Raw genomic sequence first — 14,426 nt, 5'->3', positions numbered from 1 at the left:
CGCCGCCAGCATCACCCATTCGGGCTAAATCGCCCTCCTTCCGCCCTGTAAATACACCCAAATGGGTGATACCCCTGTTACAGCAATCCAGCCCGCTGATGCCCAGCTATCCACGCACGCGAGAACGTCCCGAAATGAGACAGTTCGTACTTGCCCTTTGCCAGCACTCGCTCTTAACTCAGAGCGGCAAGAACGAACCAATAACAACAGCTTGCACACGGAGAAAATAACAATGACAGGGTTGAAAAAAACGGCCTTGCTGACGATGGTGATCAGCAGCCTTACATTAACCGGCTGCCTCAGCGGTGGGGGTGGTGGTGGCGGTGACGCCCAACCGCAAGCGGGTGACACCAGGGTTCGGTTGCAGCAACAGCGACTCGACGCCGATTTCTTCAGCGTTAACGAGAATGACCTGTCCTTTGGCGCACTCGAAGACTCTGCGCCTTACAACACCACCAGCCGCTGGTCAGGAGTTTTGAACGGAGCAGGCTACCGCGTCGAAGTGCCGCAGAACTGGAACGGCATGCTGGTGATGTATACCCACGGTTTTCGTATTAACAATGTCGATCAGCTCACCGTCGACAACCCGCCGATGCGCCGTTATCTGCTTGACGAAGGCTACGCCTGGGCAGCATCCAGCTACAGCGCCAACTTCTACGATGTTCGCGCTGGCCTTGAGGATACCAACGCTCTGGCACTGGCGTTCACCGATATTGCCGCCGATAACGGACGCCCACTGGATCCGCCGGATAAATACTACATAACCGGCGTATCCATGGGCGGCCATATTGCCGCTGCGGCGGTAGAACGGGAAACGCTGGCGACCGCCAATAATGTCGTCAATTACTCAGGGTCTGCACCGATGTGCGGTGTCGTTGGCGATACCGAGCTGTTCAACTTCTTCGCCAGCTACACCATCGCCCTGGCGGCGTTGTCAGGCAACCCGATTGAAGAGTTCCCGCTGACTCAGCAAGAGGCGGCTACGATGGTCGCCAACGCTCGCACCGTGCTCTGGAACGACTACACCACGAACAAGTTCCCGAGTGGTCTGACTCAAGAAGGGTTCGCGTTCTATCAGACGCTGAAGAACCTAAGTGGTGGTGAGCGACCGATGTACCCCATCAGCTTTGGTCTGTTCCAGGATCTGCTGCAAAGCTTTGCTGGCTCTGATGGCACCGTCGACGGCATCCTGCTGGACAACGTGGTCGACACCAACGCCATTACCTATCGCTTTGAAAGCGAACTGGACGAGCCGTTAACCACTGACGAAATCAACTTCAACAGCATGATCGTCAAGGCCACAGCAACAGAGGGCGCCAATGATCTGCGCAATGACGGCCTGCGCTGGATTCCTAAGGTTAACGGTGAATTCGATGTGCCTGTCGTCACGGCACATACTATCGGCGATCTGTTTGTGCCGATTCTGATGGAACAGGAATACGCACGACGGGCGGCTGATAATGGCAGTGACGATCTGCTTGTGCAGCGTGCAATGCGGGCGCCAGGCCATTGCGACTTTACCGAGGCTGAATTCACTGCGACATTGGCGGCCATGCTCGACTGGGAGCAAGGCGGACCCAAGCCCCAGGGAGACGACTGGCTGAGCCCTGCGACCGTTGCCGCAGCGGACTTTGGATGCACCTACACCATTGACGGGCCTGTCGCTGGCAACAATGTTCAGCGCAACCAACTGCCACCCTGCCCACCACCACCCTGAGTCAGTCAGCAACCAGCCGCCGCCGGGGCTCAGCCCTGGCGGCGTTCTTCATCCACCGCCAGGCGGCGAACAAACTGTTTGACGTTGGTCTGAGCACGCAACTCACGCACGCTCTCGGTCAGTTCCTTGACCTCATCGGCTGGCAGACTACCGTCCAGTTCACGCTGCACATCACTCCACAGCCCGCGTACCTTGCCGGTTGCCCGCCCCGCCATGCGCACCAGTGATGGCAGGCGCTCAGGGCCAAGCACGATCAGCGCAACCACGCCGACCACCAGCCATTCCGTCATGCCGTTACCAAACATACGGCACCCGGCTTCAAGCGCGCGAGCGCGATTCGCTGCGCTCGGCAACCTGCTCCTGCGAATCCATGGTCAGTGCGTCACGGGCCTCGTCTGTATCGCGCACTGCCTTGCGAAAACCACTCAACGCGCCGCCCAGATCGCTGCCGATGTTGCGCAGACGCTTGGTGCCGAACAGCAGCATGACAATAACCAGCACGATCAGCAGTGAGCCGATACTGATTCCACCTACACCCATGATGATTTCTCCGTAAAAACAGGGGTCAGCTGCTGCCGACCCCCGAAATGACCTGCTGTATTGCTGTTCTGCGGCAGCCCCTGCGGGCTGCCTGAGCAGCGTTTTAGCTACCGACTACGCCGCCATCGTCCTTCCAGACAACCACGGTGGCCGAGCGCGGCGGACGGGTGGCCGGCATATAGTCAGGCCAGCTGCTGGAGTAATCTCCAGCAGCAAAGTCGGCCGCACTGGTACCTTCGCCCGGGTGCTGCACGTTGATAAACAACGTCTTCTGATCCGGAGTCATGGTGATGCCAGTAATTTCCTGATCGATCGGGCCAACCAGGAAGCGCCTGAGATCGCCGGTGGTGGGGTCAGCGACCAGCATGGCGCAGTTGCCGAAGGGATCGCGGTAGCCGCTGTCCATCTGAATCCAGACGCGACTGTCCGGATCAATCCACAGACCGTCCGGCGAGCTGAGGATATTGTCTGCAGTCAGCACCTCGCCGTTCGGGTCATAGCCGATATTGGTATCGACACCGCTCTCGCCGCTGTCGCCGCCGAACAGGAAGATATCCCAGCTGAAGGTAGTTGCCGCCTGATCACCACCGTCTTCTTTCCAGCGGATGATATGACCGTGGCGGTTAACCTCACGCGGGTTCGCTTCGTTGACGTTGCCAGCGTTACGGCTGGTGTTGTTGGTCAGGGTGAAGTACACATCCCCGTTGGCCGGATCCACTGCACCCCACTCCGGGCGGTCCATCGGAGTGGCACCCAGGAAGTCGGCAGCCAGACGGGTGTTGACCAGCACGTCGGCCTGACTGGTGAACGGCGTAGCATTGTTTTCGTCCAGGCCATTCTGACCGTAGACCAACGGCAGCCACTCACCGGTGCCGTCGTCGTTGAACTTGGCAACGTAGAGCGTACCCTCGTCCAGCAGGCTGCCGCTGGCGGTGGCCGCATTGTAGTTCGCCGCGGTCACGAACTTGTAGATGTACTCGAAGCGCGAATCATCGCCGGAGTAGCAAACGACCGGCTTGCCTTCCTCGGCCGGAGCAAAAACCACGCCCTCGTGACCGAAGCGGCCCATGGCAGTGCGCTTCTTCGGGTTGCTAGTCGGGTCAAATGGGTCGATCTCGACCATCCAGCCAAAGCAGACCGGCTCGTTACGGTAGTCCTGAGTTGCGTCAGCGCCCTGAATACTGGCGTCAAAGCGAATGAACTCGTCAGCGCCGTTATCGGCTGTTTCCCATGCATAGCGGCTGGTTGCGCCGGTCGGGACGCCGTAGCGGGAATGCTCACGCGGGGCGTCGCCCTTGTTGGTGAAATACCCGGCCCAGTTCTCCTCGGCAGCCATGTAGGTGCCCCAAGGGGTGTAGCCGTTACCGCAGTTGTTCAGGGTGCCGCGGGTCATGGTGCCGTTCGGGCTGTACAGCGTCTTGACGAAGTCAGAACCACGCACCGGGCCATGGATTTCCATCGGTGTCAGTGCGGTGATACGACGGTTCATCGCATCCGGCTGAACGCTCCATTCGTTATTGACGCCCTTGACGATCCGGACAACCGATACACCGTGCGCATTGGCTTCCTTACGTACCTGATCCGCCGGACGCTGGCCTGCGTATGGGGGCAACGCGGAGCTGGTCAGCGCGACGCCTTGGGCCGCAGCGTGCATCAGGCGCGGTTCAACGTACTCATGGTTGAGGACCAGCAAGCCGTCATCGGAGCTGCCGTTGATCGGGTAGAAGTGCATACCATCGTGGTGCGAGCCGACCTGTTCGGCTTGATCAGCACCGGTGCTGTTTACTGAAAACGACGGGAAGCTGCCGAGAATCGGCGTGCCCCAGGGAATGATCACCTGGTAGCTGTAGCCTTCCGGTACGACGATCTCATCGGCACTGCTGACCGCAACGGCAGAAAAACCGAGCAGCGCGGGGGGCGTTGGTGCACCCGCGCCATTGTCGTTACTGCTGGAGCTGCTCTTGCAACCAGCCAGACCCAGTCCGAAAAAACCCAGCGCCGCAGCGCCGGCGCTGCCCTTGAGTACCTGACGACGGGCAAGACGGGCTTCCAGAATGCTGGAAAACAGGGGATTCATCTTACGGGTACTGAGGGGTTCATCACCCTCACCGTGATCGATGTAAACCAGCTGGTCACGTTGTTCGATGGACATCGGTTCCTTCCTCTCAGGGTTTTGGTTTGCTTGAAAACCCAAACAGGATGGCGACCTAACGTGACAGATCAGGCAATGAATGATGAACTTTCAGCGGCGTTCCGACGACACCGCAGTGTCCCTTTGATGACAATACAACAGCTCTGAAACAACTGTTACAGAGCTGTTTACTCGCAGTTCTCGGCAACCCCGCGCTCGGTGCGTTCACCCGGATGACGCTCCAGCTGCTGAAGCCAGAACTCACATAGACGCTCCTGCAGGGACGGCAAATGGGGTTTCTCGGGGAGCGCGTCATGCAGACGCTCCTTGCTGCCATCAACCCACTCCTGGGCGTTCTCGGCCCCCTCTTCCATCAAATCACGTGCGTGCTCGGCGCCCTCCTCGACTCGCTCTTCGACCTTGTTGGCGATGCTGTGCAGCTCATACTGCACCCACAGCTTGGCACCTACCACCAGGGTGACGTCGTGCAGCAGATTGCCGAGCCAGACGCCAACGGCGACGATCAGGATCCAGGCGAGATTGGAGCGGGGTTTGGCATCCAGCATGGGCAATTCCTTGCACGGTTGGGGACAGGGTGGGCCGACACAAGGTCGGCTGCTACCCAGTCTAGTCGCTATTGCTGAGCAGCTTGCCGAGAATAGCGCGCAGCTTGCCGGCCTTGAGCGGTTTGTTGAGGACCATGATGTCCAGCTCGCGGGCCACCTGCCGGCAGGTTTCGCTGCGGTCGGCGGTGATCATGATCGCCGGCAGCTGGCAGGCAAACTGGGCGCGCAGCGCTGCCACGGCCTCACCACCGGTGCGCCCGCCATCAAGGTGAAAGTCGACCAGCAACGCATCCGGTGGCTGATCACCAAGTAACGCCTGCGCCTGCTCCAGATCGACCGCGGTCAGCACCTCGGCGCCCCACTGTTCCAGCAGCCCGCGCATGCTTTGCAAAATCATCTGCTCGTTGTCCAGCACCAGCAAGCGCCGGCCATGCAGCGGAACATCCAGCGAGCTGAGCAGCTGGGTTGAGGCGCTGTCTTGGCGACGCTGACCCGCGACTGCCAACGGAATGCTGACCGCGAACATCGAGCCGCGACCCAGACGTGACTGCACCTCGACTCGGGCATTCAGCAGCCGCGCGATACGGTCGACAATCGCCAGCCCCAGACCAACGCCGCGGCGTTGACTGGCCTTGCCAGCGTCGAGCTGATTGAACTCCTGAAAGATTCGCTGAAAATCACCGCGGGCAATGCCGCGGCCGGTGTCCCACACCTGAATGCTCAGCTCGCTGCCACGCACCCGACAGCCGACCAGCACGCCACCCCGCTCGGTGTAGCGAATGGCATTACTGATGAAGTTACGCAGGATCCGGCTGAGCAGACGGTAATCGGTGTGCACCACATGCCCGCTGACCCGGCCGCGCAACGCCACCCCGGCGGCCTCGGCAACACCATCGAACTCACTGAGCAGAGGCTCCAGCACATCGGCCACCACGCAGTCGCTGTAATCCGGTTGCAGGTTGGGCTGGTCCAGCCGCGAGATATCCAGCAGATCGCTGAGCATATCCTCGGCGCTTTCCAGCGCCGTGTGCGAGCGCTCGACCAGTAGCCCGGCGCTCTCCTCCAGCGGCGCCTCGCGCAGCGTGGAGATCAGCAGCCGTGCAGCGTTAAGCGGCTGCAACAGGTCATGACTGGCGGCCGCCAGATAACGATCCTTGCTGCGATTGGCCTGCTCGGCGGCATCCCGCGCCTTGCGCAGTTCTCCCTGGGTACGCTCGTGCTCAATGATCTCGTAACGCAGACTTTCGTTAAGGGCTTCCAGCTCACGGGTGCGCTGCTGGACGCGCTGCTCCAACTCGTCGTTCAGTTGCTGCATCGCCAGCTGAGCCTGCTTGCGTTCGGTCACATCGGCAACAAAGGCTTCAATCACATGATCAGCCGCATCGGGGCGCAGCTGAATATTCATGCGCACATCCAGCAAGCTGCCGTCAGCCCGGCGCAACCGGGTCTCATAGCCGCTTATCTCACCTTTGCGCAGCAACTGATGGCGGATACGCTGAAACTCTTCCTCGCCACCGATAAAGAACTGTTCAGCCAGCGAGCAGCGGGCACTGACCAGCGCACTGACCGACCCATATCCCAACATCCGCGCCAACGACTTGTTGGCCGCCCGCAGACCATCTTCGAGACTGGCCTGAAAGATCCCGTGCAGCGCGTTTTCGAATAGCCACTTGTAGCGGTTGCGTTCCTCTTCCAGTTCTTCCAAGCGCGCCAACAGCTCAGGGTAATAACTCTTGCGCGACGACTGCGAACCCAGCCCAAGCAGCCCTGTCAGCACCTCACGGCGCGGATCAGAGGGCTTCTGCATAGACCACCTCAACGTCCTGCAAGCTGGATTCGCGCGGGTTGGTGAGGATGCACGGGTCATCCATCGCGTGCAGCGACAGGGTACGCAGATCGCTGGTATTAACCCCGTGCATGCGCAGGCCCTGGTGGAAGCCCATCGCCTGTTTGAGATCAATCAGATGCTGCACCAGCCGCTGACGTACCTGCGGCGTGGTCATACCGCGCGTATCGATGCCCAGGGTGTTGGCGATGACCTTGAAGCGCTCCGGCGCCGCATCGAAATTGAACGCCACCACATGCTCAACCAGGATCGCATTACACAGCCCGTGCGGCAGATCGAGAAAACCGCCAAGGCTGTGCGACATGGCGTGTACCGCACCGAGAATGGCGTTGGAAAACGCCAAGCCGGCCTGCAGGCTGCCGAGCATGATCTGCTCACGCAGGGCGATGTCCTGCGGGTTCTGGATCATCTGCACCAGATTCCCGTTGAGCAGCCGCATTGCCTCAAGTGCATGGGCGTCGGTCATCGGCCCGCTGCCGGTCGAAACGAAGGCCTCAATGGCGTGCACCATGGCATCGATACCGGTGCAGGCGGACAGGAAAGTGTCCATGGTCGAGGTGGTTTCCGGGTCGATCAACGACACGTCCGGCACCACCGCTTTGCTGATGATCGAGAACTTCACCTTCTCCTGCTGATCGGAAATGATGACGAATTGCGACACGTCAGCCGAGGTGCCCGCCGTGGTCGGGATGCAGATCAGCGGCGGGATGGGCGCGCGGATGGTATCCACGCCTTCGAATTCGAGGATATGCCGATCATGGGCAACGGCGATACCAATCGCCTTGGCGCAATCGATCGGACTGCCGCCGCCAATGGCGACGATCACGTTGCAACCGGCGGCGCGGTAGACCTCGGCGCCGTGCATCACCTCTTCGGTGCGCGGGTTGGCGGAGACTTGGGTGAACAGCACATATTCGATGCCCTGCTCCATCAGACTCTGCTCGACATCGACCACCCAGCCGGCCGCCTGAACCCCCGGATCGGACACCAGCAGCACCTTGCGGGCACCGAAGGTAGAGGCGTAATTGGCGACGGTTTTGCGCGATCCTGCACCGAAAATGATCTCGGGCGTCACGAACTTGCGCAGCTGGCTGACATCGTAGGACATGCTTGGGCATCCGCGTTGTTGTTGTAATGCTGCGTGCTCGCAAGGGCTGTTGCAGAGCTGCGCAGGCGGTTCCGGCAGACTACCCCAAAGCCGCCCCTTTTATAAGCCGCAAGGCGGCGAACTAAGACTGAAGTAGCAACGGCTCAGACCCTAAGTTGGATGGTTCGCTGGCCCCTGCGCTCGCCAGCATGGCAGTACAACAACAAGGATGAGTCGCCATGTCTGTGCGTCGCCCAACGCTTCAGCAGCTCCTGCTGATCTGCCTGCTGTGCTTGCTTGGCTCCGCCCTGCGCGCCGAGAGCCAGCCTGTGCATGAGTGGCAGCCCGCGGTACAGCAGTTGTTCCCCAGTGCCACCCGGCTGATCGAAAAGCAGGGCACGCCACCCGTCTACCAGGCCTTTCAGCTGGACCAGTTGCTCGGCTACGCCTTTGAGTCGACCGACTACTCCAGCTTGCAGGGCTTTTCCGGCAAGCCGATCCGCCTGCTGATCGGCATGACGCCAGAGGGCAAGCTGACCGGCGTCACCGTACTGGAGCACCATGAGCCAGTGTTTCTGCACGGCTTGGGCGAGCAGGCGCTGTTCGACTTCGCCGGCCAGTACGCTGGCCGCAATATCGCCACGCCCATCGTGGTTGGCAGCACCCACGGTGGCAGCGTGGATGGCGACGCCGTGGGCTATATCGATGGGGTCAGCAAGGCGACCGTGTCCGTGGTCATCCTCAACGAAACGGTACTGCAATCGGCGATGACCGTTGCCCGCGCGCTATTGCCGGATTTTGCTCAGGGGCCGCAGGCCGTCGCGCGCGCCGAGCTGTTCGAGCCACTCGATTGGCAACAGCTTCAGGCACGCGGCCTGCTGCAGCACTGGCAGCTGGATACCGCCACCGTGGAAGCGGCGCTGGGCAATAGTCTGACGCTGTATCCGGGCTTTTCTGACGACACCGACCTGCCGTTCAGCGAGCTGTATTTCGCTTACCTGAACACGCCAATGACCGGCCGCAATCTGCTCGGTGATGAGGTATTCAGTCGCCTGCAGAGCGAGCTGTTGGCTGGCGAGCAGGCGCTGCTGGTGCTCTCACGCGGGCAGTACCCGCACGTGCCTGACGACTTCATTCCCGCCACTGCGCCCAGTCGCATCAACTTGCTGCAGCACGGCAAGGCGATTGAGCTGCATGACATGAACTTTAATAACGGCATCCTGCTGCCGTTGCTGGACGCACCAGCGGGTGACTGGCAGGCCAATATCTTCCGCATCAAGACCCACGCTGCCTTCAACCCGGTCGACTCGGCCGCCCTGCAACTCAACGTCACCCTGCGCCGTAACCCGCTGAGCGAGCGGCAAAGCCACTTTGAACAGGCGCTGACGCTGGAGCCGGATCTGTTCGAACTGCAGGAGGTCAGCACGGTTGCCGCCCCGGCGCCAATCTGGCTGCAGATGTGGCAACAGCGCGCCTGGCAGATCGCCGTGCTGCTGGCCTCGCTGGTGCTCGTGAGCGTGGTGTTCGTGCGGCAGCACCGCGTCAGTCAGCAGGCCCGAGGCTTCCACCTGCTACGCGGAGGCTTCCTGCTGTTTACCCTGCTGTTCATCGGTTTCTACGCCCAGGGCCAGCTCTCGGTGGTCAACATCTTCACCCTGCTGCTCGCGCTCTGGCATGGCTTCGACATCACGGTGTTCCTGATGGACCCGGTGATTTTCATTCTCTGGACCTTCACCTTTATCAGCCTGTTTCTCTGGGGCCGCGGCCTGTTCTGCGGCTGGCTGTGCCCCTTCGGCGCGCTGCAGGAGATGGTCGGCTGGCTGGCGAAGAAACTGCACCTGCGTCAGTGGAAGATCAGCGAGCGCTGGCACCACCGACTGCAATGGCTGAAATACCTGATTCTGATCAGCCTGATACCCACCGCGTTCTACTCACTGACGCTGGCCGAACGGCTGGCCGAGGTCGAGCCCTTCAAGACCTCGATCACGCTGGTGTTCGTGCGCAGCTGGCCGTTCGTGCTGTACGCAGTGCTATTACTGGGCATCGGCCTGTTCGTGCACAAATTCTATTGCCGCTACGTCTGCCCGCTGGGCGCCGGTCTGGCGATCCTCGGCCGGTTGCGCCTGTTCTCCTGGCTGACCCGCATCGACGCCTGCGGCAAGCCCTGCCAACACTGCCACAACAAGTGCGAGATCGGCGCCATCAAGCGCAGCGGCGCCATCGACTACGACGAGTGCATCCAGTGCCTGGAGTGCATCGTGATCCTCAACAACGAAGATCAATGCGTCGCGCAGATCAGCGCCCGCAAACAGGCGGCGCGCGCCGAGCGTGCCAACAACATCATTGTCAGTGACTGGATGCCACAGAACTGATAACCGCAGCAGCACAACAACAAAAGGACGTAACCATGCACTCTCTTGATCTGAACCACATCCGCTGGCACCAACTGCCGGGCTTCGAAAACTTCGATTACAGCATTCTCAGTGTCGACCGCCCCAACCAACTGGTCGACGTCCTATTCCACTTCCACGCCCACGACCCGATCGTGCTGCACCGCCACTGCGCGGTGAACCACACCTTTGTCATCCGTGGTGAGCATCAGCTGTTCCATGCCAACGGCGAACTGAAGGAAAAACGCCCCACCGGCAGCTATACCATCAGCCAGCCCGACACCACGCCACACCGCGAATGTGGCGGCGATGGCGCTACGCTGGTGCTGTTCAGCATCCGCGGCACCGAAGGCGTCATGTACGAGATTCTCGATGACCAGCAGAACGTCATCGCCGCACTCGACATGGATACCTTCGAGGCGCTGTTCGCGGCCAACAGCGCGGCCGCATAGGTTAAACACCCGGTCGGATCGCGCCGCGCGTCCGACCGGGCCCGCACCAAGCGACAAAAGCGGCCGCCCCCCAGCCTGCCGCACAGTCTGAAACATCCTGAATCAGCCAGGCCATTGAGCCGGGATCGGCCGGTCGTATACTTCGCACATCATTGGCCACACAAGATCCCCATGTCCCTTCTGATAGCGTTTGCTGTCCTCTCCATTCTGGTTTCCTTCATCTGTTCCATCCTTGAAGCTGCACTGCTGTCGATGACACCGAGTTTCATCGCCCGGCAGAAAACCGAACGCCCAAGACTCTACCCGCAGCTCAAGCAGCTGAAGGAAAATGTCGACCAGCCGCTGGCCGCCATCCTGACCCTGAATACCGTCGCCCACACTGTTGGCGCCACCGGTGTCGGTGCGCAGGTGACTCTGGTGTTCGGCGATGGCTATCTTGGTATCGCCTCGGCAATCATGACGCTGCTGATTCTGCTCGGCTCGGAGATCCTGCCCAAGACCCTGGGCGCGCGCTACTGGCCGGCCCTTGCACCGGTCATGCCCGGCATCCTCAACAGCCTTATCCTGCTTCTCAAGCCGTTCATCCTGATGTCTGATCTGGTCACCCGCAGCCTCGGCGGCAAGGCCCCGGAGCACGACCTGCGCGCCGAGATCAAGGCACTGGCTGCGCTCGGTCAGGAACTCAAGTCGCTGGACGAGGACGAGCAACGGATGATCAGCAACGTGCTGGATCTGCACACCATCCGCGCCCGCGACGTCATGACCCCGCGTACCGTCAGTGAAGTACTGAGCCCGTCGCTCACCGTCGCCGATGCTCGCACCCGGGTGCAGCACGGCCAGTTCTCGCGTTATCCGGTGCTGGATGAACAGGAAACACCGCTCGGCGTGCTGTTTCGGGTTGATTTGCTGGCCAGCGACAATCGCGACATCGCCATTTCCAGCCTGATGAAACCGGTCAAGGTGGTGCAAGACAGCCAGAATATCGAGGTACTGATGACCCAGATGCTCAACGAGAAGCAGCACCTGTGTCTGGTCTACGACGAGTTTGGCAGTTGGTGTGGTCTGCTGACCATGGAAGACATCATCGAGACGCTGATCGGCCGGCCGATCCTCGATGAAACCGACGAGATCCCCAACATGCGTCGTCTGGCACGCAGACTGTGGGAGCACCGGCTGAAGGCAGCTGGGTAAGTCAGTGAATCCTGGCATTCCGAAACGAAGCTCCTGGCTGTTGCGCCAAGTCCTTCTGCCGACTGCTCAGCAGGTGGAGTGCGCACCCAGGGTTTCGCCCCGTTTACGCGGGCGAGTAGCGCAGGGTTGGCAGGAAACAGGACGGCAGCCTGTCTGAGGCTCGCAGAGCCGAGTTCTGACGGCCCCTGCCAAGCCGAGCAACGCAGCGAACCCGCAGGGCCGCGTAGCCGGGTGCCCTTGGCTCGCCGTGAAGGCGAAAGGCTGACACAGCAATAGCGCAAGCGTGAGATGGTAAACCGCAAGAGACGGTGCACCGCCGATCTTCCGAACACAAAAAAAACCGGTGCCCACCATCGCAGGCACCGGTTCAGGCCACTTGGCCATAACGGCTGCTATCGCAGCCCACGCACGACGATCAGGATCAGGGACTTTCAGCGACTCCGGTGGTCATTGCGGCAACACCGTCGTTGCCATGCTCCATCAGGGCATCATTTGCCAGGCTGTAAGGCGTCCACTCCAGCGACGCCGTGCTCGGGTCACCGGTGCGGGCAAAGTTGCTCCACTGGGTCATCAGCAAGTCAGCCATGGCCACATCCTGAGCCCCCCAACGCATGGAGGCGTAGATGTCAGCCGGATCGCCCTGGGTGCCTGATATGCCGTTGCTGTTGAGATCACCAATCACCGGTCGGGTGTAGCTATCGGTCAGCACCAGCCCCAGCAGATAGTTCTGCACCATGCCGGCCGGGTAGTTGAACAGGTACGGCAGCTCGCAGCCGTGGCAGCTGCTCAGACCCAGATCATCCCAGCCCGGTGGTACCCGACTGAAGCGATAGATGTACTGATTGGACTGGTAGTCGGCACTGCGTTGCTGCAGCCAGATCGGCAAGGCACCCCGGATGGTGGTGTAGTCACCGTTGGTCACCCCGGCCATCAGCGGCACATCACTCGGCATGCCCTGCTGAACATTCTGGTAGTAGGTGTTCGGCAGATAGTAGTTGTCGGAGTTCGGCCGATAGGTCTGCCGCGGGATGTTGTTATCCAGATCCGCTTTGGCAAACGCGGTCCATGGCAGCGCCCGCGCCTGTTCCAGCGTCGTTACCCCCGCCCGTTGGAACAGCGCGGCACCAATGGCCTCGGAAACGGCCAGCGAATCGGCAGGTGAGCTATCGGTCTCCAGCGGCGCAACGCCGCTCTGCACGATTGCCTTGTGGAACAGCCCCACCGCCTGCGGTGAGTTCATCAACGAGTAGACCTTGCCGCCGCCGCCGGACTGACCAAAGATGGTGACGTTGTCCGGGTCTCCGCCAAAGGCAGCGATGTTGTCCTGAATCCATTCCAGCGCCATGACCAGATCCATCTGGCCGTAGTTACCGGAACCGCCGTAACCACTTTCTGCGCTCAACAGCGGATGGGCGATGTAGCCGAATGGCCCCAGCCGGTGGTTGACGCTCACCTGCACCACACCCTTGGTGACTAGCCCGTTGGGGTTGTTGTACTGCGGCGAGTTGGCCGAAAGGATGGCGAACGAGCCACCGTGGAACCAGACCATCACCGGCAGCCCTTCGGCGTCCTTGGGTGCGGTGATGTTGAGGTAGAGCGAGTCTTCGCTCATGCCGCCTTCATTAACCCGCTCCAGGGTGTAATCCTGGGCCGACTGGTCTGCCCAGGAGGTCGCTTCGCGCACACCCTCCCACGGCTCCGGCGGCTGCGGCGGACGCCAGCGCAGCTCACCCAACGGCGGTTTGGCGTAAGGCACGCCGAGGAACTGCCAGGTCGATGCACTGGCCTCAAAGCCGCGCAGGGTGCCGCCAGTCGTCTCCACCTCTACCCGCGGGCCGGCGGAACGCTGAAAGTGCGCTTGTGCATCGGCCGCATCGACCACCGTGCGGGCACGCGGGTCGGTGTCGGTAAACGCGCCGACCTCATCCAGCCGCTCCAGCATCGCCGTCAGACTGGTGCGAAAGTCGGCGCTGGACTGATCAAAGTTGATATTGCCGGCGTTGAACGACACTTCCTGACGAATCTCGTGGGTGATCTGAATGCCGTTATTCAGATTGCCGTCAGCATCAATACTTTGCAGCAGAATCAGCATATTGGTGACGCGCTGATCAGTCACTGACTCCGCGCCAGCAACAATACTCAATGGTGTCAGCTGCGCCGCCCCGACTGCCGAACCCAGCTCCAGATCGCCGATGAAAAAGCGGATGGTCTCATCCGCACGGTAACGGAAGCCGCCCTGCGCGTCGGTCTGCCCGGCTGGCGTTCGGCTGCCCTGGTAGTCCAGCCCGGCAACCGGGCTGTCAACAAACACACCGCTGCGGCTGGCGTCACCATCAGATCCCCCGCCGCCGCCCAGGCAACCGGTTAACGCCAGAAACAGTGGGGTCAAGCCAGCGCCCAGCACAGCTGCACGCGCGGGGCCGCGCAATTTTGAACTAACCATGTGCTACTCCCTGTTGCATGTTGAGGACCACACCGGGCTGCACCTGCAGCCGGTGGGTCAATA

The 14,426-nt window shown here is 61.0% G+C and carries 11 protein-coding genes; 4 read left to right on the top strand and 7 right to left on the bottom strand.

Annotation, left to right across the window (positions count from 1 at the left end; genetic code table 11):
* The first annotated feature begins 232 nt into the window (after positions 1 to 232).
* Positions 233 to 1,717, top strand: coding sequence for an alpha/beta hydrolase (locus tag AAFM31_RS12310; protein WP_341708230.1), 1,485 nt, complete (start codon positions 233 to 235; stop codon positions 1,715 to 1,717).
* A gap of 29 nt (positions 1,718 to 1,746) precedes the next feature.
* Here AAFM31_RS12310 and tatB read toward each other — a convergent pair whose 3' ends face one another.
* From tatB to ercA, 6 genes are all read right to left on the bottom strand, one after another.
* Positions 1,747 to 2,007: a Sec-independent protein translocase protein TatB gene (gene tatB / locus AAFM31_RS12305; protein ID WP_341708229.1), complete on the bottom strand. Its 261-nt coding sequence runs from the start codon at positions 2,005 to 2,007 to the stop codon at positions 1,747 to 1,749.
* 28 nt (positions 2,008 to 2,035) lie between these two features.
* Positions 2,036 to 2,257 carry a Sec-independent protein translocase subunit TatA gene (locus AAFM31_RS12300; RefSeq protein ID WP_341708228.1) on the bottom strand — a complete coding sequence of 74 codons (222 nt, stop codon included), beginning with the start codon at positions 2,255 to 2,257 and terminating at the stop codon, positions 2,036 to 2,038.
* 103 nt (positions 2,258 to 2,360) lie between these two features.
* Positions 2,361 to 4,409, bottom strand: a complete 2,049-nt coding sequence (locus AAFM31_RS12295) for a PhoX family phosphatase (protein WP_341708227.1) — start codon at positions 4,407 to 4,409, stop codon at positions 2,361 to 2,363.
* Positions 4,410 to 4,576: 167 nt separating this feature from the next.
* The gene (locus tag AAFM31_RS12290; protein WP_341708226.1) at positions 4,577 to 4,954 is read right to left on the bottom strand and encodes a hypothetical protein; all 378 of its coding nucleotides are present in this window, start codon (positions 4,952 to 4,954) and stop codon (positions 4,577 to 4,579) included.
* 61 nt (positions 4,955 to 5,015) lie between these two features.
* Positions 5,016 to 6,761 carry a NahK/ErcS family hybrid sensor histidine kinase/response regulator gene (locus AAFM31_RS12285; RefSeq protein ID WP_341708225.1) on the bottom strand — a complete coding sequence of 582 codons (1,746 nt, stop codon included), beginning with the start codon at positions 6,759 to 6,761 and terminating at the stop codon, positions 5,016 to 5,018.
* A complete protein-coding gene (gene ercA / locus AAFM31_RS12280; protein WP_341708224.1) occupies positions 6,745 to 7,908 on the bottom strand; it encodes an alcohol dehydrogenase-like regulatory protein ErcA in 1,164 nt (387 codons plus the stop codon). The genes AAFM31_RS12285 and ercA overlap by 17 nt, the downstream gene beginning before the upstream one ends.
* Before the next feature lie 218 nt (positions 7,909 to 8,126).
* On the opposite strand from ercA, the gene AAFM31_RS12275 reads away from it, so the two are divergent.
* From AAFM31_RS12275 to AAFM31_RS12265, 3 genes are all read left to right on the top strand, one after another.
* The gene (locus AAFM31_RS12275) at positions 8,127 to 10,259 is read left to right on the top strand and encodes a 4Fe-4S binding protein (RefSeq protein WP_341708223.1); all 2,133 of its coding nucleotides are present in this window, start codon (positions 8,127 to 8,129) and stop codon (positions 10,257 to 10,259) included.
* Between the two features lie 35 nt (positions 10,260 to 10,294).
* Entirely contained in the window at positions 10,295 to 10,729 is a 435-nt protein-coding gene (locus AAFM31_RS12270; protein ID WP_341708222.1) for a hypothetical protein, read from the top strand.
* Between the two features lie 171 nt (positions 10,730 to 10,900).
* Positions 10,901 to 11,920, top strand: coding sequence for a CNNM domain-containing protein (locus tag AAFM31_RS12265; protein WP_341708221.1), 1,020 nt, complete (start codon positions 10,901 to 10,903; stop codon positions 11,918 to 11,920).
* Positions 11,921 to 12,341: 421 nt separating this feature from the next.
* Here the strand turns inward: AAFM31_RS12265 and AAFM31_RS12260 are convergent, their stop codons facing one another.
* Positions 12,342 to 14,363, bottom strand: coding sequence for a carboxylesterase family protein (locus AAFM31_RS12260; RefSeq protein WP_341708220.1), 2,022 nt, complete (start codon positions 14,361 to 14,363; stop codon positions 12,342 to 12,344).
* Positions 14,364 to 14,426: the final 63 nt, after the last annotated feature.

This window comes from Halopseudomonas sp. (genome assembly GCF_038130085.1).
In the GTDB taxonomy this organism is placed as follows: domain Bacteria; phylum Pseudomonadota; class Gammaproteobacteria; order Pseudomonadales; family Pseudomonadaceae; genus Halopseudomonas.
The sequence above is the reverse complement of the archived record's forward strand: the minus strand, read 5'-3'. Positions and strand labels throughout refer to the sequence as shown.